Raw genomic sequence first — 20,876 nt, 5'->3', positions numbered from 1 at the left:
GTCATGACAACGATGACGGGCTTCGCCCACCCCGTATTTGGCACACAGCTCTGCTTTCGCAAAATCGTGAAAGCCATGAGCGAGCCGGGTTCTCTGGTCACGGTTCCGAATGTCTCCGGTCTGGAATCGATGTCGTCCGCCACGGCAGCCACGCTGCTTACGCTGACCAGCCACACCACGCCGCTGTTTATCGATCCCAAGATCGGTAATCCGCTGCTGCTGCGCACGCTCTGCCTGCATACGAACGTGCCGATCGCCACGAGGCTCGACGAGGCTGACTTTGTGCTGCTGAGTGGAAACCGTTTTTCTTATGACCTGATGGCGCTCTCCTGCGGCAGCGAAGCCGAACCCGAAAAATCCACCACCGTTATTGTCGAAGTGGAAGGGATGCATGACGGGCCTTGCCTAAAACTGACCGGGCCGGGTATCAAGACACATCGCATTATCTCCCCCCGTCTGCCCGGTAGCGTCAGGGACTACCTGTGCAACCGCCCCCATGCTTTCCCGACAGGACTGGATTTTCTCTTTACGTCTGGGAAAAAGCTCTTTGCGATCCCCAGAAGTACCCACGTGGAGGAATGCTAATGTACGTTGCCGTCAAAGGTGGGGAAAAGGCCATTGAGGCCGCCCACCAGCTACAAGCCTGCCGCCGCCGCGGGTGCACGGATGTGCCAGAATTAGACTGTTCACAAATAGAACAGCAGCTTAATTTAGCCGTCGATCGCGTCATGACCGAAGGCAATATTTACGACCGCCAACTCGCCGCGCTAGCCATTAAACAGGCCAGTGGCGATCTGGTGGAAAGTATCTTTCTCTTACGAGCCTACCGTTCCACGCTGCCACGCTGGGGAATTAGTCAGCCGCTTAATACGCCGGATATGCGCCTTGAACGCCGTGTGTCGGCCATTTTCAAAGATTTACCGGGCGGGCAGCTACTCGGCCCGACCTATGACTATACCCATCGTCTGCTGGATTTCTCTCTGCTGGCCGACGGTGAGGATCCTGTCGCGCCGCAGCCTGACGCCGTTGATGAGGATGACGCGATGCGTGAACACATTCCTCATGCGTTTCAGTTCCTTTCTCAGCAGGGCTTCGCGCCTGAACGAGACAACAGTGACGATCGCGATCCGCCAGATATCACGATGGATCCACCGAGTTACCCCGGCACGCGGGCATCGCGTCTCCAGCAACTGTTTCGCGGCGACGAAGGGTTTCTTCTCTCGCTCGGGTATTCCACCCAGCGCGGCTATGGCCGCAACCATCCGTTTGTCGGCGAGATCCGCACGGGCTATATCACTGTGAGCATCGTCGCCGAAGAGGTCGGCTTTGCCATCGATATTGGTGAGATCTTGCTGACCGAATGTGAAACCGTGAACGGCTTTGTGAAACCCGCCAACGACGCGCCGCATTTTACCCGTGGCTACGGGCTGGCATTCGGCCGCTCGGAACGTAAAGCCATCACGGTGGCGTTAGCCGATCGCGCCCTCCAGGCCGCAGATTACCAAGAGGAAATTCGCGGCCCGGCTCAGGATGAGGAGTTCGTTCTTTCTCATGCTGACAATGTGGAGGCGGCAGGATTTGTCTCGCATCTGAAGCTGCCGCATTACGTCGATTTCCAGTCAGAGCTGGAGCTATTAAAACGACTACGTGAGGAATACCTCGCGTCTGTGCCAAGGAGTAACGCGTGATGGGCCAGACAACGATCTCCCGCCAGAAAGACAGCCAGCCAGAAACGGAATGTCACGGTTCAGATACGGAATACAACTATGCCTATCTGGATGAAAGCACGAAGGGCATGATACGACGTGCGATCCTGAAAGCGATCGCCATCCCTGGGCATCAGGTGCCGTTCGGCAGCCGGGAAATGCCTATGCCCTACGGCTGGGGCACCGGCGGTATTCAAATCACCGCCAGCATCATCGGGCCAGACGATACGCTTAAAGTGATCGATCAGGGATCTGACGATACGACTAATGCGGTATCGATCCGTGCCTTTTTCCGCAAGGTGGCACAGGTATCAACCACGGAAAAAACCCATGAAGCGACGCTGATCCAAACGCGGCACCGCATTCCTGAAACGCCGCTTAAAGAGGATCAGATCCTAATCTTTCAGGTGCCGATCCCTGAGCCGCTGCGCTTTATTGAACCGCGCGAAACCGAGACGTGCAAAATGCATGCGCTGGAAGAATACGGCGTGATGCAGGTGAAGCTCTATGAGGACATCGCGCGTTTTGGACACATCGCCACGACCTACGCCTATCCGGTGAAGGTGAATCATCGCTACGTGATGGATCCGTCACCCATCCCGAAATTCGATAACCCGAAGATGGACATGATGCCCGCGCTGCAACTTTTTGGTGCCGGGCGTGAGAAGCGGGTCTATGCCGTTCCGCCCTATACCTCGGTAGAAAGCCTCGATTTCGACGACCACCCTTTCACAATCCAACAGTGGGACAAGCCGTGTGAACTGTGTGGCGCACGCGACAGCTTCCTTGATGAAGTGGTGATGGACGATGACGGCACGCGCATGTTCGTCTGTTCCGACACCGACTATTGCCAGCAGCGCCAAAACCAGGGAGGAGAGCCGTCATGACGACAGCGCATCACGCATCCGACAGCCCGCTGCTCGATGTGCGACACCTCACGCACCTGTATGCGCCGGAAAAAGGCTTCCGCGACGTGTCGTTTCAGCTGTGGCCGGGGGAGGTTTTAGGGATTGTCGGCGAGTCGGGTTCAGGAAAGACCACGCTGCTGAACGCGATCTCTGCACGGTTGGTCCCGCAGGAAGGTGAGGTGATCTATCGCAACGCCGGGCAGCAGGCGCTCTCGATCTATGACATCAGCGAACGGCAGCGGCGCGCGCTGGTGCGCACCGAGTGGGGGATTGTCTGGCAGCATCCGCTGGCGGGATTACGCCCCACGGTGTCTGCGGGTGGCAATATCGGCGAGCGGCTCATGGCTATCGGTAATCGGCATTATGGCGATATCCGCAGCAAAGCCGCACAGTGGATGGAAAACGTCGAGTTGCCCGAAAACCGTCTGGACGATCTGCCGACCACATTTTCCGGCGGGATGCAGCAACGCCTCCAGATCGCACGCAATCTGGTGACGGCACCGCGGCTGATCTTTATGGATGAACCCACCGGCGGGTTAGATGTATCGGTACAGGCGCGACTGCTCGATCTGCTCAGAACGCTGGTGGTGGAGATGCAGCTTTCCGTCGTCATCGTGACGCACGATCTCGGCGTCGCCCGCTTGCTGTCGCACCGTCTGCTGGTGATGCAGCGTGGGCGAGTTGTCGAGCAGGGATTGACGGACAGGGTGCTGGACGATCCGAGCCATCCTTACACCCAACTGCTCGTTTCTTCCATTCTGTAAATCCAGACAAAAGGACGCTTGATGGATACGCAATTACGCATCGAGAACGTTGATAAAACGTTCGTGTTATATAACCAGCAGGGCACACGATTGCCGGTTTTCCATGACATCAGCCTGTCCGTGAAAGGCGGTGAATGTGTGGCGCTGCACGGGCATTCAGGCAGTGGCAAATCCACGCTGCTGCGTTCCCTGTACGGCAACTATCAGCCTGATGGCGGGCACATTTGGGTACGCCATCGCGAACGCTGGGTCGATATCGTCAACGCGGACGCGCGCCATGTGCTGGAAATCCGCCGCGAAACCGTAGGCTGGGTCAGCCAGTTTCTGCGCGTCATCCCACGCATTAGCACGCTGAACGTGGTCATCCAGCCCTTGCTGGAGCGCGGTATGTCTCGTCAGGAAAGCGAGATTCGCGCCGGTGAACTGCTGACGCATCTGAACGTCCCTGAACGGCTCTGGGCGCTCGCGCCGGCTACCTTTTCCGGCGGTGAACAGCAGCGCATCAATATTGCTCGTGGGTTTATTGGTGATTACCCGATTTTGCTGTTAGACGAACCGACAGCGTCGCTGGATGCCAAAAACCGACTGGCTGTCACACAGCTCATTAACAATGCGAAAGACAAAGGGTGTGCCATCGTCGGTATCTTTCACGATGACGAAGTGCGTCAGGAGGTTGCCGATCGCCTGTATACGATGTCAGTGAACGCCATGTCGATGAACACGCTGCCGATAGCTTCCAACGCTCAGGAGACCGCAAATGATCATTAATAACGTCAATATGGTGCTCTCACGGGAAATTATTCATGGCTCACTGGAAGTGCGCAACGGCGTGATCCACCACATCAGCGACAGGCCCAGCCGTCATCCCGGTGCGCTGGATGGCGAACAGGCCTGGCTCCTGCCGGGACTTGTCGAGCTACATACGGATAATCTCGATAAGTGTTTTACGCCGCGCCCCGGCGTTAACTGGCCTGCTGAAGCGGCGATGCGCAATCACGATGCGTTGATTATCTCCAGCGGGATCACCACCGTGCTGGATGCCGTCGCGGTGGGGGACGTGCGCGATGGCGGGCATCGGCTTGAGAACCTGCGGCGCATGACGGATGCGGTATTGCACAGCCAGCAGCACGGCACCAATCGGGCGGATCATCATTTGCACCTGCGCTGCGAACTGCCGCATCAGGATACGTTTCCCCTCTTTGAGCAACTGGCGGATATTCCGCTGGTCGCGCTCGCGTCATTGATGGATCACTCTCCGGGACAGCGGCAATTTTCCTCTCAGGAGAAATATCATCAGTATTACAAAGGCAAGTATCACCTCAATGATGAACAAATGGCCGCGTTTGAGGAGGAGCAACTAGCTGGTTCACGCCGCTGGTCGCAGCCGAACCGCGAGGCCATTGTCCGTCTTTGTCACGACAAAGGCATCACGCTGGCCAGCCATGACGATGCGACGCCGGAACATATCAGCGAAGCCCATCAGCATCGCGTCGCCATTGCCGAATTCCCCACTACCGAGATCGCGGCGCAGCAGGCAAACGGCGTTGGCATGAATGTGCTCATGGGAGCGCCGAATGTCATCTGCGGCGGATCGCATTCGGGCAATGTGTCGGCACATCATCTGGCGACGCTGGGCGTGCTTCACATCCTCTCTTCGGACTATTATCCGGCCAGCCTGCTGGAGGCGGCGTTCATGATCGCAGAAGATGCGCGCAATGATTACGACTTGCCGCGAGCGATGGCGCTGGTCAGCCACAACCCCGCTCAGGCGCTGCAATTTGACGATCGCGGCTGTATTGAAGAAGGGCGACGAGCCGACCTGCTGCTCGTCAAACGGCACGCGCCGCAGATGAAGCTGATGCGCGTGTGGCGTCAGGGCGTGCGGGTATTCTGATCATGCCGAAACTCATCTACCTCATTGGCGCTTCCGGTGCAGGCAAAGACAGCCTGCTGCGGGCGATTCGCCAGTTGTCGCTACCGCGCCTGCTGGTGGCGCACCGGTACATTACCCGCCCCGCTGAAATTCAGGGAGAGAATCACATTGCACTGACTCCCGAGGAGTTTGCGAACCGTCAGCAGCTTGGCCTTTTCGCGCTCCATTGGCAGGCGCATCAGTGCCATTATGGTATCGGGATAGAGATTGATGACTGGCTACAGCGGGGGAATGACGTCATCGTGAATGGCTCGCGGGCTTACCTGACTCAGGCGCGTGAACGCTATGGCAACACGCTGTTTCCGATATGTTTGACTGTCTCGACATCGGCACTGCGAGAGCGGCTACGCGCCAGAGGACGGGAAAGTGAACAGCAAATTGCCACGCGTTTGCAGCGTGCCGAAGAAGAGCAACGCCGCTTAGCAAACGACTGTGTTTTATTGAATAACGACGGCGATCTGCAACGCACCTTATCCACCTTTCGGTCGCTGCTGCCGTTCGACTGCGCTTGTGAGACGCGCAGCGAACGATAGGCCGAGTGGCAAACGCACCGGAGAGCAGGAGAAAACCGATGGCAGCAAATAGTGACGGGATCGTTTTTCACTTTCTGGGAACCGGCGGCGCGCAGCAGGTTCCCGCCTTTGGCTGCGAATGTGAGATTTGCCGGCAGGCGCAACGCGATGAAAAAAAACGGCGTCGTGCCTGCTGTGCGGCAATCACAATACAAGATCGGATCATCCTGATTGATGCCGGATTACCCGAGCTAGCGCCATATCTGCTTCCCTATCAGACTCGGCATATTTTGCTGACCCACTATCATATGGATCACGTTCAGGGATTATTTCCCCTACGCTGGGGCTATGGCGATCCCATTCCGGTCTTTGGGCCACCGGATGAAGCGGGCTGCGACGATCTCTTTAAGCACCCTGGGATTCTGCATTTTCAGCCGCCTCTGACACCTTTCCAGCCCTTCGAACTGGACGACATCAGGATCACGCCAGTTCCCCTAATCCATTCCAAATTAACCTACGGTTACCTCATCCAGACACCGACGCATACGCTGGCCTACCTGACCGACACCATCGGACTACCGCCCGAAACCGTTCAGTTTCTCTCCGCCCACACGCTGGACTATGCGGTTGTCGACTGCAGCCATCCTCCCCAAACGACGCCACCGCGCAACCACAATGACATCATCCGTGCGCTGGAAATCTTCACTCAGCTAAACCCCAAACAACTGTACCTGACCCACATCGGCCACGAACTGGATCGCTGGCTCCAAACGCAAACGCTGTTGCCTGAGAATGTTCATGCGGCGTATGACGGGCTGGTGTTGGGGTTGTAGGGTTGGTGGGATCGTCGGGCGAGGCTTGTGAGCGGACTCGCAAGCCTTAATGTGGGAGAAAGAAATTGTGTATTGATGACTCAGTGACCGTGAACCGTTAATCCTACCAATCGGGTAACAATAGGACGGACAATCAGTATGCAAACAAAAGCGGCTGGCATGGCAACCTGATAGGCATTCATCACATTTTCCATGTAATGTGGCCCCATTCCAAATTCGGCCAGAATGATGACCAGACACATCAGAAATGCCATGATGGTCGCCATATAAAGAGCAAATACGTAGGGTAAAGTGTGCTTCGGTAAGCGGAATCGCGGGGTATTTTTAGCAACAGCATTAGTCATCAAGTTATCCTGGTTAACAACGGTGAGTGAAACGGCTGCTAACCTATCAAGCTAACCAAGACGGCAGTAGAGCCGTTATGCTTTAATCATTATTAAATAAAAGTAACGAATCAAGCATCGGGGATAATATGGATGTGTTAGGGCTGATTAGCAATTTTATCCGTGTGGTGGAGAACGGCAGCATTGCTGCGGCGGCACGAGCTAAAGGTATGAGCCCGGCGGCGGTAAGCCAGAGCCTTTCCCGGCTTGAGACACATTTGGGCGTGCGCCTGATATCGCGCACCACTCGTAGCATGACATTAACCGAAAACGGTAAACGTTATTTCGAGAAAGTACGTCATATTCCACATGACATCGAGCTCGCCTCGCAGGCTGCTGCGAGTGAAACCAAACTGCAAGGTCCGCTTTGCATCGCGACGACTGCCGCGTTTGGTCGGTACGTTATCGCTCCACTGATGCCTGCTTTCAAAGAATCTTTCCCCGATATTGATATCGAACTGATTAGTACCGATCGCAACGTCAACCATCGGTTGGAAGGCGTTGACGTCAGCATCCGTATCGAGGCACAGCTGAACGATCAACTGATTGCCAGAAAAATCGCATCGCTGCCATTTATCTTCTGCGCGGCCCAGGCTTATCTGGATCGCGCGGGTACCCCTCAGACTCCCGAAGAACTTAGCCAGCACGCCTGTCTGGTTTTCCGCTATCCCACAGATGGGCGTTTTCTTCCCTGGACATTTATGGTCAATGGACAGCCTGTTAACGTGAAGCTCAACCCCAAATTTATCAGTGATGATATTGATATCATTGCAAAAATAGCAGCAAACGGAGGCGGTGTTACCCGTCTGGCAAGCTTTGTTGCCCAGCCGTTGATAGACAGTGGTCAACTCACGCCTTTGTTCTGCTCAGACCGCAGTAACGGTAACCACGTAGAGTCTTTACCGATGAATATTTATGCCTGTGTCAATGAACGTTCGGCACTGAATTCAAAGGTAAGAGCCTTTATTGCGTTTTTAGAAGCTGAGATTTAAGGCGATGTCGCAGTGATTTTCTGCGTGAATGCAGTTAAATGAAGGCTCAATGCTAGGCTGGTTTCTTTGAATTAGTAGTGCTGGATTCGGGATTATATCGACGATTAACGTGCTGTTTTTTTTATTAGTTTTGTTGTAAAACGACCAAACAGTGCCCCTACGAAGGCCCCACAAAGAATCGCTTTGTTTTTTTGATGGTTGTCACGATGAATCGGTGTTTTAGCGGTTAACGGCGCTAAAAACGTGGTTTCATCTCCTATGCAGGCAACAGCCGATACCTCTCTGTGTTGAATATCTTTTAAACGTAGACTTGATATGTCAGATTCGTGGTTTTTGAGATAATAAAAAATGATGTTATTTATAATATATGGATTATATTGATATTTTTGCTATTATTTTGAGATGTTCTCATGCTCGATTTGAGATAACTACATATCATGGCTCAATTTAATCACTTTGAACTCTCGCTTCTGAACCCCAGTTTTGACTCCCCTTTGGCCGACGCGCTGACGGAACTGGAGATCCTTCGGCATCTGCGTCTGGAAACTGACGTTCATCCCATCCTTTTCGCGCAGTTGAAGGCCGTATTCCACATGCTGGAGAGTCTGGGCTCTGCGAGGATTGAAGGAAACCACACGACGCTTGCTGACTATGTTGAAAGCAAAGTTGAAGGAACACAGAGTTCAACGGATCAGCTCAAAGAAATCAACAATATTGAAGCTGCGATGGAATTCATCGACGAGCATCTAAATAATGGTGATGAGATAACGGAGTATTTTATCCGCGAGCTGCATAGCTTGGCGGTTGTCGGATTGCAACAGGAAGGTGACAGAACGCCCGGTGCCTATCGACAACATAACGTCAGCATCGCTCAGTCTGACCATTTACCGCCGGATCATATCCACGTTCCTGACTATATGTCAGAACTGACTGCCTTTATTAACCGTGCTGACAAACCAAAATATGATCTGATGAAAATTGCACTGGTGCATCACCGTTTTGGTTGGGTACATCCATTTGGCAACGGTAATGGCAGAACGGTCAGACTGCTGACCTATGCGTTATTGATCAAGTATGGTTTTAATGTGCAGGCAGGTGGCCGGGTTCTTAATCCGACAGCAGTATTTTGTAACGATCGCGAGCGTTATTACGCCATGCTGTCGTTAGCGGATAAAGGAACTGAGCAGGGCTTAGAAGAATGGTGTTTATATGTACTCTCGGGAATTTCATCTGAGTTGAAGAAAGTCGATCAACTGACAAATCATGCTTTTTTGAGTACGAAAATACTGTATCCGGCGATCGATTTTTCATCTGAAAGAGGGCTAATAAACTCGTTGGAATCCAAAGTCCTAAAACGTGCTGTCGAGTTAGGGACCATAAAAGCGGGTGATCTCCGTACAGCTTTACCTGAACTGAAACCAGCGCAGGTGACTTATCAGCTCGGTAAGTTGATTGACCGGGGACTGCTTCAGCCAGTAGAAGAGGGAGCTCGTTCCTATACGGCGAAGTTTTCTAACTCATATCTGATTCGTGGGGTGATTAAGGTTCTGCGTGAAGAAGGGTTTATTCCTGATTTGTGAGGCCAGCAGATCGTTGGCTGATATTTCTGTGTAGGTGCTGACTGATATATTGGTTAGCTACTTAAAAAAGGAATTTGGAAGGTATAAAACCGGCTTGTTAGCCGGTTTTATAAAATTTATCTAGTGGAACTAACTGATTTGTCAAGGCATTTTTTTCTGAGTTCAACCGGAAGGGTAGACATCAGTGCATTAATAAAATCAAGCGTATAATCACGAGATAATTTAAATGAAAGCTCATTAATAAGGTGAGATAAATTTTCAGTTCTATCCCATTGAATTTTGAAATTACCGTTATTAACTTTTTGTTCTACGCGCTGCAATATTTTTTTTGAATTATAAGTATACAACATCGTATGGTTAGTTCTTCGTCCATCTTCATCCTCGAAGAAGGAGACAGAGACCTTTAGACCACTTCGAGTTTTCTTAATGACAATTTCGTCGTAGTTTGGGCTAAATGCAGCTTCTGCAAGTTCATGAGGCTGCACACCTTTTGAAAGGTGTACAGAAACTATTTTGTCTATGAGCTGGTTCACACTTTTGGTGCTTAGCATGACAACATGCTCCTTAACTCTTTGAATATAGTAGGGAGATAATTAACAGACATCGTTAAAGCATCATTATCCCTTTCATTTACAGGGCCAAATCGGTTATGCAATTTGGCATTTATATAGATTACAAGTGTACCATCGTTGGTTGTATCTGTCCTTAAGGTTCTTATGTGCCTTGACAGAATTTTTGTCAACTCGGTTCCCTTTGGATCTAATTTTAAGTCACTTAAAATATTTGTAGCTTCATCACGAGAGCGCTTTGTTAATGTTTCACGCATTCTTTTACGATATAGCTCTGGTCTCTTAGATATGAGATTAGGATCAATATCGTCATTTGAAACTTTGCGAGTTTCTTTTGCGATCATTTGCGCTTTAATTAATGCAAGGTCGTCTTCATCGAGTTCGCCATCAGTAACATTATCTCTTAACTTATCAATTTTTTGGTTTGCTCGGGCTTCAATTTCGGCCCTTTTTTGTTCAAAAAGTTCATTAAAGTCAATATCTTTTAGATAAGAATCTTGATCACTTATAAAGCTGTTATCAATGAATACGCCTGCTAAAGATCTGTCTTTTCCTTCATACTCGTAATCGGAAAAATTATAGTCTTTAATTCGTTGCTGAGTTCCCCGATCAACTTCTTTTTGGAAAGATGACCACATAGCATCAAGGCCAATATCTTGATGATAAATAATGAGAGCGTTATTATCTACTTCAAAGGCTTCTATTTCCTCTTCGGGAATAGCACGCAAAACACGTCCAACTATTTGTGCGAAAGCATTTATACTTCTGTATGGTCTAAACAAGGCTAGAATTGTTAGGTATCTATGATCGTAGCCTTCCATAAGCATATTCACAGAGATTACAACTTGGCATAAATGATTATCAATATCCTTAAATGCTTTTTCAACTTCTTTATACTCCATATTGCTATGAACAATTATGCACTTAAGCCCTTTTTCTTCATACCATTTTTTTATATCTTCAGCATGAGATATGCTGCAACCAACAGCCAAAATCTTATGAGGTATTTTTTTTGAAGCATCATTTAACTCTGCTAATTTACTAATACTGTGATTTATCACTTCAATTGAACAGTCTTTTGATAATGCTACACTTTTCTCTATCCACTCTTTATCTTTTAGAGCTAGGATCTGTTCGCGTGTAAATTTTTCACCGGGAGCATGTGGCATTGTAAAATATAACTGACTGGCATTTACAGTTTCTTTTCTGAGCCATTTTACATATCTATCACGCATAACTTCAGATAGTGGCGTTTCGTGAATTAGCTCTCCGGGTAATTTTTGGTTATCACCACGGAATGGAGTTCCGGTAACGTGTAATTTTTTTGCCTTTGAGAAATATGCTAACAACTCTTTCCAGCTTTGTGCTGGTGCATGGTGAGCTTCATCTATAATCACCATATCGAAGAAGTCTGGCGGAACACTGTTTATTAAACTAGTTTTTCTTGATGAGGTTAGTTTGTGGATATTAGATATAACAATATTGCTGCTATATAAATTCTCAACTGTTATATCACTTTCATATTCGCAAAGGGATGGAAGATCGCTGGGATTAAATATCACATCAAAATTAACCCAAAAATTATCACTTAACATTTCTTGGGTTTTTACAATACTTTGCTTAGTAACTAAACCCGGAGTGACTATTAAAACACGGCCCTTACAAATACCAAATGGAGCTATCGATACCAGTCCGCTTTTACCTGTTCCTGTTGGTAGTACAACTAAAGCTTCGCCATTATCATTCGAAGAAAAATAATCTACAATTTTAATATATGCCTCAATTTGAGGAGAGCGAAGTTTATTATTACCTACAATATTAACTGGGGTGTTTAAAAAATAATCCATGTTTTCACCTCTCCGCATTTACTCTGTTTTTATTCATAAATTTCAAGTGGTAATAGGTTCAGTTGTACTGCATATTGTGACTATCTAAAAAATAACTCAGTTATCGCAAAACCTCTAAAATCATCTATTTAAAGCACAAAATTTACTTTACAGAACATCCTTATAAAAATATATACATTCATTGTGTTTATGGCGAGCTGGGCGGGGAGTCGCAAAACATATCTGTGTCCAGAAAGGCCAATTCTACCCAGTTTCACCACCGCAGGGTTGCTATTTTCAGCGATAGTTAAAACAATAATTTCAAAAGATATTATATGGATTGATTTATTTTCTCAATTGAACTATTTCGCCGTTATGCAATTTTAAAATTATTTCAGCAAAATCATCATCAACCGTATAAAAATAACATTCTGGCACATTAAGCACCTTAGCAAACGCGCACATCATCTCAAATGTTGGGCGATGTATACCGCTTTCATATTGTGATATACGTGATCGTGCAGTGGCTTCTTCAATGCCAGCCAGTACGCCTAGCTTTTCTTGAGTGAGATTTGCTTGTAAGCGAGCCGTTTTAAGGCGAATGGGCAACATGACGACACCATCAATAAGAACATTGATAGCATGTTTAGCACTACTTTACATGTAGATTGCTTAGACTTCCTGAACAATAAATGAGGGGGATTTATTTGCATTCGTTAAGAATGATTCTGATGTTTAAGGTAAAGCCCCAGAACCATCTCAGCAAAATCATCGTTAACGGTGTAAAAGTAGCATTCCGGCACATCAAGCACCTTTGCAAATGCGCACATCATTTCAAACGTCGGACGATGTATTCCTCCTTCATACTGAGACACGCGAGAACGCGCAGTTTCTTCCTCAATGCCTGCAAGAACTCCTAATTTTTCCTGAGTTAGGTGAGCACGTAGTCGCGCTGTTTTGAGACGAGCAGGAAGCATTCATGACACCATCAATGATCATACATTGACTTAGTGTTTAGCATTACTTAACATTTTGTTTGTTTAGAGTTACTGAACAAAGCGTGTTTAATGTGAAGCCATAGAATAAGGATCATGGAGATGATTGATAAGGATTGGCATCCGGCAGACATTATTGCTGGCTTGAGGAAGAAAGGCACAACGCTGGCGGCGGTTTCAAGGGCATCTGGACTCGCGTCTTCAACACTTGCTAACGCGTTGACAAGACATTGGCCGAAAGGTGAGAGATTAATTGCTTGTGCATTGGGAAAGCAGCCGGAGGAGATCTGGCCGTCACGCTATCAAGATATGAACTCGAATCATGGGGAAGGAGAGGCGGGATAGCGCTCTCGCAAAGAACCGAACCTAGTTCAGAACCCAATCCCCAAAAGCAAAAAACCAGCCGTTAGGCTGGTTTCTTTAAATTAGTGGTGCCCGGACTCGGACAAACGCCGGAGGCGTTGAACAGCGTGCTTGTCGCGCTGGCCCTGAAAGGGTGAGTCGCTTGCGACGAATAATCGAACGGTGTTCGATAAAGAGTCCACACGCCATAAACGAAAAACCCCCGCCAAAGGCGAGGGTTAAGAATTAGTGGTGCCCGGACTCGGGATCATTCAGCTTTCTATTAAGTTGAAATGTAGCATAAATTTTAACCGTGGCTGTTGTCAAGACCCATGGGTTGACCCATTTGGAGCTGGCAGAGTAGAAGATGTGGCAGCATGCATAAGGGGCTCGATTTGTTCCTTATCCGAGATTTTACAAATCATTTATAAATCGTTCCTTGCGCATAGCGATCTCTTTAGGGATGCATAAACAATATGCTAGAAGATCTCAAACAATGAATGGTTCGGTTTATCGGGATACTTACACGAGCCAGAAAGTGCAACTTGAGTTTACTCTTAGCAACCTGACGTCTGATATTTTCACACTCAGCAAACGTGATCATGCGGGAGAACAGTGACTTAGTCTGAAAGCCAGATTGATTAAGGTGATTGGATCAAGATTGGTCAGCAGATGGTTTATAAGACCGGAAAAATCCGAGAATTCACCACCGTCAAATAAAAAAGAAAAACGCAGTTATGTTTATAAATCATTTTAGAATAAATGCCCCTAATCGGGACATTTACTTAAAATCAATAATAACTTATATTCGTTCGAGATGAGTCATTTATCAATGACAATATTGGTTGCATACTCCCTTCTTTAAAATCGTAAACTACCATTTCTGGATGATGCAAATCGAATGCTTGACCTATAAATACAGATGCAGCATTAGATGCACAAATTAAAATATGCATTTTTTTAACACCATAGCGTGACTTTAATGTGTGGAAGTCGTAATGAAGTTTTGAGGAGAACAACACTCCATCAGTGGGATGCGGTATTGCACCGTTATCGAATGCATCATTTTTGGGTTTGTACGTAACTATTTTTGCACCAAGTGTCTCACTCAAGTTATTAGCTTTCGCCATCATTGCTTCTGGGAATGCAGTAAAAGCTATGCATATTATAACCTCTTCACTTAATTCTAATTCTTCAAATCCGTCTCTATCATAAAACATTCCAGTTGCAGTGGAAGAAGGCCACTTCCAGCAAGCACCCTCTCGGTATCTCAACATAGGCGTGTATTGACTTTTGTTTCCGAGAAGTGCTCCCAATGCGACTAATGCAGGTGTTGGACCAAAAGCAAACAATGCAGCTCGGTGCCCTGAATCTCTTGTTTGCTGAATAATTTTATCTGCAGCCGTTTTAATGCTAGATGGCATAATGTATTTATGAGATTCTGGCGCTTCCCGAGTAGAATCATTACTATCGTAGATGCTATTGATTGCCCCGCTCATCTTCAAATTAAGTATAGAAAGAGATGCTGAAATTTCTTTTTTGTTCGGTGGGGATGCAACATTGGTGTTTATAGGCCATAAAATCGAGTATACAGGTATTGGCTGATACCTAAGACCATCAAGTAATTCATCAGCATCGCGAATGAAATTATTTCTCATGTTCGAAAGTATTTCAGCAGTGTAATCACAAGCAGCAACACGATCTATTAATCGGTGATGCTTGTCGCATAACAAAAGGATGTTACTCGGTTCGTTTGAAAGCAAATTTGATAGCACAGGAATACCACGTTCACCATTCTCAGAAGAAGCAACATTGTGAGCTAGGTACGAGTAATTTCCTTCCTGCCCTGTCAACTCATCTATATTTAAATACTCGCCACATCCAATAAACATGCAGCGACTATGACTAGCCATGTTCACAATTCGTTTAGTTTCAGCTGTAAAATCTTTCCCTCTGCCTTTATCCCTAGATCCTGTTTCTACTGCTAAAAGGAACTCAGTCAGTGTTGGAAGATCTACTTCACGTGACTGACCTCTAGTACGAATATATATACCTTGGATAGATTCGAGAGTTGATAAATCTTGCGATGATAATTTTACACCCTGAAGGTATGAAAGAATTAATTTCTTATTACATGAAATTTTTTTAATAACTTCTTCAAATTCTCTGGGTGGTAAGTTTAATCTAAAGCAAGACTTTACAATCCCATTATCACTTGTAGTAATAATTATATTTGAAGATCCTTCATCACTGATTACGTCAACACAATCCCATACTATTTTACTTTCTATAAAAGATAATAATTCGTTAATTGAAAAATCATCTTCTAGAGGAGGGTAATTAGTTTGATTAAGTAACTCGTTTTCATTCATTTAAATTCATCCCATAAATGTCGACTTAACTCAAATAATTATTCTTTGCTTTTGGTGGAGTTTTGGATAGAAGTTAGCTTATAAAACATCATGTCACACCTTAAAAAAAAATCAACATTACAATCTTATTGATATAAAGTTCAATAAAAACAATCACTTGATGTTTTTTTGTTTTGATTTCTATTTGATAGATTGACTTTTTATTAAGTTTTGTTACCTTCACCCATTAGCTTGTCTCAATTAAATGAAATGAGGTTATAATGACTTCGCCAGAAATTTATATCTCTGTTGATATCGAGACTACCGGCCCCATCCCAGGGGAATATGACCTCATTAGCATCGGTGCCTGCGTAGTTGGAAAACCTGAAGATAATTTCAGTTGCTTAGTTAAGCCGCAGGGAGGCTTGGTTGAGGATGAGGCTCTTGCCGTAACTGGATTAAATATTGATGATTTGAATGAAAAAGGTAAAAATATAATCGTTGCCATCGAGCTTTTTAATAATTGGCTTGAAAGGGATGAGTTTAAAAACAAAAAAATAGTTTTTGTTGGATTCAATGCTGCTTTTGATTGGTCGTTCATTAATTATGCATTCATCAAACACTTTGGAAGAAATCCCTTTGGTTTTACAGCGCTTGATATTAAATCATATTACATGGGTAAATTCGGAACATTTTGGCAGGAAACAAAATCCAGTAAAATTGATGTTAGATTAAAAACCAAGAATATGGCAACTCATGATGCCCTTCAAGATGCAATATATCAATCAGAAATATTTAGTATGATTTCAAAGAAATAATATTGTTTCATTAGGAGATTAATATGAGCTCTCAAGTTTTAGACTATACAGCGCAAGACTCTTCACAAATAAATAGCTGGGAGAAGATGCTCCTCGAAGCCTCTAAAAAAATATCTTTAACTCCAGCACAATATGCTTTAATTGAAAGTCGATATTCTCAATTACAAAAAATACTAGATAAAGCACAAGAATTTTGTTTATCCGGGGCTCATATATTTATCCAAGGATCAATTGGACTAAAAACCACAGTCAAGCCTGCACCTGAAGCCAAGGGTGATATGGCAACGATTGATGCCGATGCCATCATATTATTACCTAATGCCGTGAATTCAAGTTCAGAAGATGTATTGCTTGCAATTGAGGAATTATTCAAAGCTGAATCAACTGTTAAAGCTGATCCACAACAACTTAGACGAGGAATCAGAATCGTTTATTCTGATGAAAACCCCGGTTTTCATATCGATATTACTCCTGCTATTAAAGTCTCTGGAAATTATGAAGATGATGGATATGGGAAACTGCTTGTTCCAGATAGGGAAGATGGTTGGAAAGCTAGTGCACCGCGCTCTTATTCTCAATGGCTTGAGAATATCAGCACTGAAAAAATTGTAATGATCTCTGAATCAACAAGAACTATGGATAGTATGGAGAGTATTGTAGGCAATGCAGATTTTGCTAAATCTACAATGGATCCTATTCCCAATTATCAAGAATACTCAGATTCTCACCCTCTTGGCGCAACGATTAAGCTTTTGAAAAGACATCGTGATCGCTGGGCCATACGTTCTTCATCTGAGCTTTATAGACCGATTTCTGCTATTATTACAACACTCGCAACACAAGCTTATTATAAGATTGCCTTAAAGTCTGCTTCTAAACCAATGAGACCGATCGATGTGATGTTCTCGATTGTGTCAGATATGATCCAACATGTTAATGATTCTGACAATGAATACAAAGTATTAAATCCATGTGATGAAGGTGAAAACTTTGCTGAAAAATGGAATAGGGTTAATGGAGAAGGCGAGAAATATAGAGCGGCATTTTATGAATGGCATGCTGATGTTATCACTGATATAGCACTGGGTTTAAGCGATTGGGGAACTCAGCAGAGGTTTGAACAGGAAGTTAGTGATAAATTTGGTGTTCCCCAATCTATGATTAGTGAAATAACTAAAGACTTTGGCACATCCTGGACATTACCGGGAAGGAAGTCTGGTGAGACTTTAAATAAAGCCGTATTGGGTGCGTTTGGCATGTTATCCGGATTGGGTCAAGCTAATGCAGGGACGGTCGAACGCCTTGGATAAGAATAATAATATTACACCTGCCATTCAGGTGGGTGTGGATAGACTTCATGAAATATTTAATAATTGCTTTCTGATTGAAGTTAATGCAAAAAATAAAAATGAAGTGATTAGATTTGAGTTAAATCTGCCTGCTGACTACTTAGGGGTAAAAAGGAAATTACAAATAGGTTTTAGTGAAAACTTCCCGAGTGTAGCGTTAGCATTATCCATCAAACCAAGCCCTTGGTTAGAATGGCCTCATATTTTAGATGAATTTGTTTGTTTATTTGGTGGCGGAGATAAGGCTGTATATGGTGATCCTGTTGAGGTTATAGATAACACATTCTATAGATTAGGGAAGCTGATCTCTCTTGTGTGCGAAAGTAAAAATATTAGTGAAATTAAAAATGAATTCGATAGTGAAATCATTAGCTATTGGACTATTCAAGCCACATTAAGCCAGCAGAAGTTAATTCTGCTAAACAGACCAAGGGACTCAGCACCTTTATACACTTTATCCAATAGTGGTATGGTAGGTGGTGAAGAAATTTGGATTTCAGACAGTGAAAGTAAAATTCTAGAGCATTACCAATGGCAGATATCTCTCTCCAAAAAGAAAATTGATGTTGCAAAAGGTGCGTTTTATTTAAAATTAACATCTACACCAAATGTAAAATTCCCAATTGCCTCTGGTTTAGTTGATTGGCTCTCAAGCCATGCGGATGGAAATCATATTAAGGCGCTTAAAGGATGGTTAGAAAAAGATTCTAATCATCCCTTAAGATGGGTAATTCTTGAAGTATTCAATTCGGAACCTGTAAGTATAATTGCATTATTAATTAAAAGGAAAGGGGTTAGAGATAATCAGATATTTAACTTTGGGTTGAGGAGCGCGAAAAAAAAACCTCTTGAAAACCCTATTGGCGAAAGAGATAGCTTATTAATTACTGACACTTTCTTGCTTGATAACGAAATTATTTTTTCACGTTCAAAAGATTTCAACGTAGAAGAAACTGCTCAAAAAAAAGTTCTGCTGATTGGTGCTGGTTCACTTGGAAGTCATGTAGCATCACAACTAATACATTCAGGTATAACAGATCTAACAATTGTTGACCCTGATACTCTAGATGATTCCAATTTAGGTAGGCATATATTAACAATTGATGATTTAGGAAAAAATAAATCTTTAGCACTCAAGAAATATCTTAAGTCTTGCATACCCACGGCTATAATAACAGCAATCCCAAAATATTTTTATCAAGCGATTTCTCATAAAGACATTAATATTTATTCATACGATTGTATTGTTTCAACTTCTGCTGACTGGCCAACCGAATATTTCCTGTGGGGAATGAAATCAAGGATTCAAGATATTGCATTTGTGCAAGCTTGGGTTGAGCCCTTCGCTTTCGTTGGTCATGTTTTATGTAGTGATAAAACAAAAACTGCTGATGCAAGACATTTATTTGATAAGAGGGGGAACTTTAAAAATAAATTTACTTATTGGGAGAATGATGGCTATTACAAATTACCTGCTTGCGGTGTAGGTTACATTCCCGGAAGCTCATTAAACATTCAACAAATTGCAGGGATGGTATCAAAATCAGTAATAAATATTTTGGAAGGAAATGATAGGTTAGGCTGTAACGTATGGAACTCATTTATTACCGAGAGTCGTAAGGTTATTGTGGCTGGAGGAAAATATGTGGGCCCAGAGATTGATGAAAATATTGAAAGCATGGTAATTAAAAATGAATGGAATAACGAATAGCCCCCCCATGCTAGCATGGACATGGGGATGGGAAAAATATGATTTCGAATTACATGTTAGTAAAGATGTTTCTGATGTATTTGATACTCATAGGCAACACAGTAATAAAAATGAATGTGGGGGGCAGCTATTCATTGATGTTTCATTCAACAACGGCTTATGGCTATCTTCTGCCACGTTACCACATTCATCGGATAAATCTTCAAAACATTGGGTAGAGTTTAATTCTGATAGATGTGAATCTGAGCAGAACCAAGCTAGGAGAAATGGTTTAGTTTTTGCTGGTTACTGGCATACTCACCCTCAAGTAATCCCTATGCTGTCACACCAAGATAAAATTAGTATTGAGCGCTTCTATCTTTTGAATAAAAATATTATAAGGTCTCCTATTTTTATTATAGTTGGAACTTCATTAGGCCAGGATGGGATAAAGGCATGGGCCTATAAAAATGAGGGGTATTGTGAGGCTTTTAAACGATGAATGCTAGATGCGTGTAGTTAAATTTAAACTTTCGTTTTATTTTAATATAAGCATAACAATTTAAACCCGTTAGAATCCTTTGCCAATAACTCATCGCTGAGGATTAAACTTTGACTTTTTAAATGGTCACCATTATATTTTCAGGAGTTCTTTTTTCAGTATTCCTGTCAACCAGATTATTCAATTTTGGAGATATTTTAACCATATCTTTAAGAGGAGAGTGCTGTGTTTAGGAGCTATTTCAGCAGTCTGAATACCCTCTCAAATCCCCCAAAAAATAAGATTAATCGCATCCTTAATCTCATCCGCACAGTCGCCAAGATCCGCGATAACCTCACCAATGACCTCAACGGGAACGCTCGATAGTTCAGTTGTCATCAACCGATAATCTTCGCCGTCGATGCGAATCAGAGGAAACAGCGTCTTATTGACTTTCTCAGACAGGTTATGTGCTTCGATAAGCGGGATGACCATGCGCCGCTTTGGTGTTTCAACAATATCGCTTTGCACATCGACAAACATTTTATAATGACTGGCGCGTTTGTATTGATAAACAATGAATTGCATGATCACCAGTTCCTGTTTTCATCCGCAAAGGAGCCATGCTGAGCGATAAATCGGGCGACTTCTTCCATCCCTTCGCGGTTTTCCTTTTTCCACTCCTCAGCCTTAATGCGGCGGGCTTCTTTGCCAATCGCGTCATTCACCAGCCCGGAAATATTGACTCCGGCAGCACTCAGAATCTGGTAATTGTCTTTGTCCACGGTAACGCTGACGCGGTGTTTCATGATAGTGCTCCTCTCGTATGTATACTTTGAGTATA

23 protein-coding genes and 1 pseudogene are annotated in these 20,876 nt (G+C 44.9%); 16 read left to right on the top strand and 8 right to left on the bottom strand.

Features of this window, described 5'->3' with window-relative positions; all coding sequences use genetic code 11:
* The first annotated feature begins 3 nt into the window (after positions 1-3).
* The 8 genes from phnH to phnP all read left to right on the top strand — a co-directional run bounded on the left by phnH (position 4) and on the right by phnP (position 6,656).
* Positions 4-585: a phosphonate C-P lyase system protein PhnH gene (phnH, locus tag ACIPUG_RS09815; protein ID WP_039515057.1), complete on the top strand. Its 582-nt coding sequence runs from the start codon at positions 4-6 to the stop codon at positions 583-585.
* Complete coding sequence (locus tag ACIPUG_RS09810) at positions 585-1,688, top strand: carbon-phosphorus lyase complex subunit PhnI (RefSeq protein WP_039515059.1); 1,104 nt, start codon at positions 585-587, stop codon at positions 1,686-1,688. The genes phnH and ACIPUG_RS09810 overlap by 1 nt, the downstream gene beginning before the upstream one ends.
* Before the next feature lie 107 nt (positions 1,689-1,795).
* On the top strand, positions 1,796-2,593 hold the full coding sequence (locus ACIPUG_RS09805; protein ID WP_240345666.1) for an alpha-D-ribose 1-methylphosphonate 5-phosphate C-P-lyase PhnJ: 798 nt from the start codon (positions 1,796-1,798) through the stop codon (positions 2,591-2,593).
* A complete protein-coding gene (gene phnK / locus ACIPUG_RS09800; protein ID WP_400338280.1) occupies positions 2,590-3,378 on the top strand; it encodes a phosphonate C-P lyase system protein PhnK in 789 nt (262 codons plus the stop codon). Before ACIPUG_RS09805 ends, phnK begins: the two co-directional genes overlap by 4 nt.
* Before the next feature lie 21 nt (positions 3,379-3,399).
* The gene (gene phnL / locus ACIPUG_RS09795) at positions 3,400-4,146 is read left to right on the top strand and encodes a phosphonate C-P lyase system protein PhnL (RefSeq protein ID WP_400338278.1); all 747 of its coding nucleotides are present in this window, start codon (positions 3,400-3,402) and stop codon (positions 4,144-4,146) included.
* Positions 4,136-5,272: an alpha-D-ribose 1-methylphosphonate 5-triphosphate diphosphatase gene (phnM, locus tag ACIPUG_RS09790; RefSeq protein WP_104210402.1), complete on the top strand. Its 1,137-nt coding sequence runs from the start codon at positions 4,136-4,138 to the stop codon at positions 5,270-5,272. Before phnL ends, phnM begins: the two co-directional genes overlap by 11 nt.
* A 2-nt stretch (positions 5,273-5,274) precedes the next feature.
* On the top strand, positions 5,275-5,844 hold the full coding sequence (phnN, locus tag ACIPUG_RS09785) for a ribose 1,5-bisphosphokinase (RefSeq protein ID WP_400338276.1): 570 nt from the start codon (positions 5,275-5,277) through the stop codon (positions 5,842-5,844).
* 59 nt (positions 5,845-5,903) lie between these two features.
* Positions 5,904-6,656, top strand: a complete 753-nt coding sequence (gene phnP / locus ACIPUG_RS09780; protein ID WP_400338291.1) for a phosphonate metabolism protein PhnP — start codon at positions 5,904-5,906, stop codon at positions 6,654-6,656.
* A gap of 80 nt (positions 6,657-6,736) precedes the next feature.
* Here the strand turns inward: phnP and ACIPUG_RS09775 are convergent, their stop codons facing one another.
* Positions 6,737-7,000 (bottom strand): DUF2798 domain-containing protein, encoded by a 264-nt coding sequence (locus ACIPUG_RS09775; protein WP_012773200.1) that lies wholly within the window; start codon positions 6,998-7,000, stop codon positions 6,737-6,739.
* Between the two features lie 128 nt (positions 7,001-7,128).
* On the opposite strand from ACIPUG_RS09775, the gene ACIPUG_RS09770 reads away from it, so the two are divergent.
* Both ACIPUG_RS09770 and ACIPUG_RS09765 read left to right on the top strand, forming a co-directional pair.
* Positions 7,129-8,031 carry a LysR family transcriptional regulator gene (locus tag ACIPUG_RS09770; protein WP_039313377.1) on the top strand — a complete coding sequence of 301 codons (903 nt, stop codon included), beginning with the start codon at positions 7,129-7,131 and terminating at the stop codon, positions 8,029-8,031.
* Positions 8,032-8,468: 437 nt separating this feature from the next.
* Positions 8,469-9,611, top strand: a complete 1,143-nt coding sequence (locus ACIPUG_RS09765) for a Fic family protein (RefSeq protein ID WP_400338275.1) — start codon at positions 8,469-8,471, stop codon at positions 9,609-9,611.
* Positions 9,612-9,727: 116 nt separating this feature from the next.
* On the opposite strand, the gene ACIPUG_RS09760 is transcribed toward ACIPUG_RS09765, so the two are convergent.
* The 4 genes from ACIPUG_RS09760 to ACIPUG_RS09745 form a co-directional block, all read right to left on the bottom strand.
* Positions 9,728-10,162, bottom strand: a complete 435-nt coding sequence (locus ACIPUG_RS09760) for a hypothetical protein (RefSeq protein ID WP_400338274.1) — start codon at positions 10,160-10,162, stop codon at positions 9,728-9,730.
* Positions 10,156-12,027: a DEAD/DEAH box helicase gene (locus tag ACIPUG_RS09755; protein ID WP_400338272.1), complete on the bottom strand. Its 1,872-nt coding sequence runs from the start codon at positions 12,025-12,027 to the stop codon at positions 10,156-10,158. The genes ACIPUG_RS09760 and ACIPUG_RS09755 overlap by 7 nt, the downstream gene beginning before the upstream one ends.
* A 324-nt stretch (positions 12,028-12,351) precedes the next feature.
* Positions 12,352-12,618 carry a helix-turn-helix domain-containing protein gene (locus tag ACIPUG_RS09750; RefSeq protein WP_400338270.1) on the bottom strand — a complete coding sequence of 89 codons (267 nt, stop codon included), beginning with the start codon at positions 12,616-12,618 and terminating at the stop codon, positions 12,352-12,354.
* A gap of 104 nt (positions 12,619-12,722) precedes the next feature.
* The gene (locus ACIPUG_RS09745; protein ID WP_400338268.1) at positions 12,723-12,983 is read right to left on the bottom strand and encodes a helix-turn-helix domain-containing protein; all 261 of its coding nucleotides are present in this window, start codon (positions 12,981-12,983) and stop codon (positions 12,723-12,725) included.
* Between the two features lie 120 nt (positions 12,984-13,103).
* On the opposite strand from ACIPUG_RS09745, the gene ACIPUG_RS09740 reads away from it, so the two are divergent.
* Positions 13,104-13,346, top strand: coding sequence for a helix-turn-helix transcriptional regulator (locus tag ACIPUG_RS09740; protein WP_200877705.1), 243 nt, complete (start codon positions 13,104-13,106; stop codon positions 13,344-13,346).
* Positions 13,347-13,875: 529 nt separating this feature from the next.
* Positions 13,876-14,100: pseudogene (locus ACIPUG_RS09735) on the top strand (DUF3577 domain-containing protein); the annotation flags it as partial.
* Between the two features lie 34 nt (positions 14,101-14,134).
* Here ACIPUG_RS09735 and ACIPUG_RS09730 read toward each other — a convergent pair.
* Entirely contained in the window at positions 14,135-15,715 is a 1,581-nt protein-coding gene (locus tag ACIPUG_RS09730) for an SAVED domain-containing protein (RefSeq protein WP_400338266.1), read from the bottom strand.
* A 260-nt stretch (positions 15,716-15,975) separates the two neighbouring features.
* On the opposite strand from ACIPUG_RS09730, the gene ACIPUG_RS09725 reads away from it, so the two are divergent.
* From ACIPUG_RS09725 to ACIPUG_RS09710, 4 genes are read left to right on the top strand one after another with little or no spacing between them, the layout of a single operon-like run.
* Positions 15,976-16,512, top strand: coding sequence for an exonuclease domain-containing protein (locus tag ACIPUG_RS09725; RefSeq protein ID WP_400338265.1), 537 nt, complete (start codon positions 15,976-15,978; stop codon positions 16,510-16,512).
* 23 nt (positions 16,513-16,535) lie between these two features.
* A complete protein-coding gene (locus ACIPUG_RS09720) occupies positions 16,536-17,822 on the top strand; it encodes a nucleotidyltransferase (RefSeq protein ID WP_400338263.1) in 1,287 nt (428 codons plus the stop codon).
* Positions 17,815-19,572 (top strand): HesA/MoeB/ThiF family protein, encoded by a 1,758-nt coding sequence (locus ACIPUG_RS09715; RefSeq protein WP_400338261.1) that lies wholly within the window; start codon positions 17,815-17,817, stop codon positions 19,570-19,572. The genes ACIPUG_RS09720 and ACIPUG_RS09715 overlap by 8 nt, the downstream gene beginning before the upstream one ends.
* A 7-nt stretch (positions 19,573-19,579) precedes the next feature.
* On the top strand, positions 19,580-20,053 hold the full coding sequence (locus ACIPUG_RS09710; protein WP_400338260.1) for a Mov34/MPN/PAD-1 family protein: 474 nt from the start codon (positions 19,580-19,582) through the stop codon (positions 20,051-20,053).
* Positions 20,054-20,314: 261 nt separating this feature from the next.
* Here ACIPUG_RS09710 and ccdB read toward each other — a convergent pair whose 3' ends face one another.
* Both ccdB and ccdA read right to left on the bottom strand, forming a co-directional pair.
* The gene (gene ccdB / locus ACIPUG_RS09705; protein WP_400338258.1) at positions 20,315-20,620 is read right to left on the bottom strand and encodes a type II toxin-antitoxin system toxin CcdB; all 306 of its coding nucleotides are present in this window, start codon (positions 20,618-20,620) and stop codon (positions 20,315-20,317) included.
* 2 nt (positions 20,621-20,622) lie between these two features.
* Positions 20,623-20,841 (bottom strand): type II toxin-antitoxin system antitoxin CcdA, encoded by a 219-nt coding sequence (ccdA, locus tag ACIPUG_RS09700; RefSeq protein ID WP_400338256.1) that lies wholly within the window; start codon positions 20,839-20,841, stop codon positions 20,623-20,625.
* Between the last annotated feature and the right edge of the window lie 35 nt (positions 20,842-20,876).

It is taken from the genome of Pectobacterium sp. CHL-2024, from assembly GCF_044751765.1.
GTDB classification, from domain to species: Bacteria; Pseudomonadota; Gammaproteobacteria; order Enterobacterales; family Enterobacteriaceae; genus Pectobacterium; species Pectobacterium brasiliense.
This window is presented reverse-complemented; position numbering and strand designations above follow the sequence as displayed.

Bases quoted from the DNA above. Each gene is read 5' to 3' on its own strand.
- phnH (WP_039515057.1), top strand. From the start codon at position 4: ATGACAACGATGACGGGCTTCGCCCACCCCGTATTTGGCACACAGCTC.
- ACIPUG_RS09810 (WP_039515059.1), top strand. From the start codon at position 585: ATGTACGTTGCCGTCAAAGGTGGGGAAAAGGCCATTGAGGCCGCCCAC.
- ACIPUG_RS09805 (WP_240345666.1), top strand. From the start codon at position 1,796: ATGATACGACGTGCGATCCTGAAAGCGATCGCCATCCCTGGGCATCAG.
- phnK (WP_400338280.1), top strand. From the start codon at position 2,590: ATGACGACAGCGCATCACGCATCCGACAGCCCGCTGCTCGATGTGCGA.
- phnL (WP_400338278.1), top strand. From the start codon at position 3,400: ATGGATACGCAATTACGCATCGAGAACGTTGATAAAACGTTCGTGTTA.
- phnM (WP_104210402.1), top strand. From the start codon at position 4,136: ATGATCATTAATAACGTCAATATGGTGCTCTCACGGGAAATTATTCAT.
- phnN (WP_400338276.1), top strand. From the start codon at position 5,275: ATGCCGAAACTCATCTACCTCATTGGCGCTTCCGGTGCAGGCAAAGAC.
- ACIPUG_RS09775 (WP_012773200.1), bottom strand. From the start codon at position 7,000: ATGACTAATGCTGTTGCTAAAAATACCCCGCGATTCCGCTTACCGAAG.
- ACIPUG_RS09770 (WP_039313377.1), top strand. From the start codon at position 7,129: ATGGATGTGTTAGGGCTGATTAGCAATTTTATCCGTGTGGTGGAGAAC.
- ACIPUG_RS09765 (WP_400338275.1), top strand. From the start codon at position 8,469: ATGGCTCAATTTAATCACTTTGAACTCTCGCTTCTGAACCCCAGTTTT.
- ACIPUG_RS09760 (WP_400338274.1), bottom strand. From the start codon at position 10,162: ATGCTAAGCACCAAAAGTGTGAACCAGCTCATAGACAAAATAGTTTCT.
- ACIPUG_RS09755 (WP_400338272.1), bottom strand. From the start codon at position 12,027: ATGGATTATTTTTTAAACACCCCAGTTAATATTGTAGGTAATAATAAA.
- ACIPUG_RS09750 (WP_400338270.1), bottom strand. From the start codon at position 12,618: ATGTTGCCCATTCGCCTTAAAACGGCTCGCTTACAAGCAAATCTCACT.
- ACIPUG_RS09745 (WP_400338268.1), bottom strand. From the start codon at position 12,983: ATGCTTCCTGCTCGTCTCAAAACAGCGCGACTACGTGCTCACCTAACT.
- ACIPUG_RS09740 (WP_200877705.1), top strand. From the start codon at position 13,104: ATGATTGATAAGGATTGGCATCCGGCAGACATTATTGCTGGCTTGAGG.
- ACIPUG_RS09730 (WP_400338266.1), bottom strand. From the start codon at position 15,715: ATGAATGAAAACGAGTTACTTAATCAAACTAATTACCCTCCTCTAGAA.
- ACIPUG_RS09725 (WP_400338265.1), top strand. From the start codon at position 15,976: ATGACTTCGCCAGAAATTTATATCTCTGTTGATATCGAGACTACCGGC.
- ACIPUG_RS09720 (WP_400338263.1), top strand. From the start codon at position 16,536: ATGAGCTCTCAAGTTTTAGACTATACAGCGCAAGACTCTTCACAAATA.
- ACIPUG_RS09710 (WP_400338260.1), top strand. From the start codon at position 19,580: ATGCTAGCATGGACATGGGGATGGGAAAAATATGATTTCGAATTACAT.
- ccdB (WP_400338258.1), bottom strand. From the start codon at position 20,620: ATGCAATTCATTGTTTATCAATACAAACGCGCCAGTCATTATAAAATG.
- ccdA (WP_400338256.1), bottom strand. From the start codon at position 20,841: ATGAAACACCGCGTCAGCGTTACCGTGGACAAAGACAATTACCAGATT.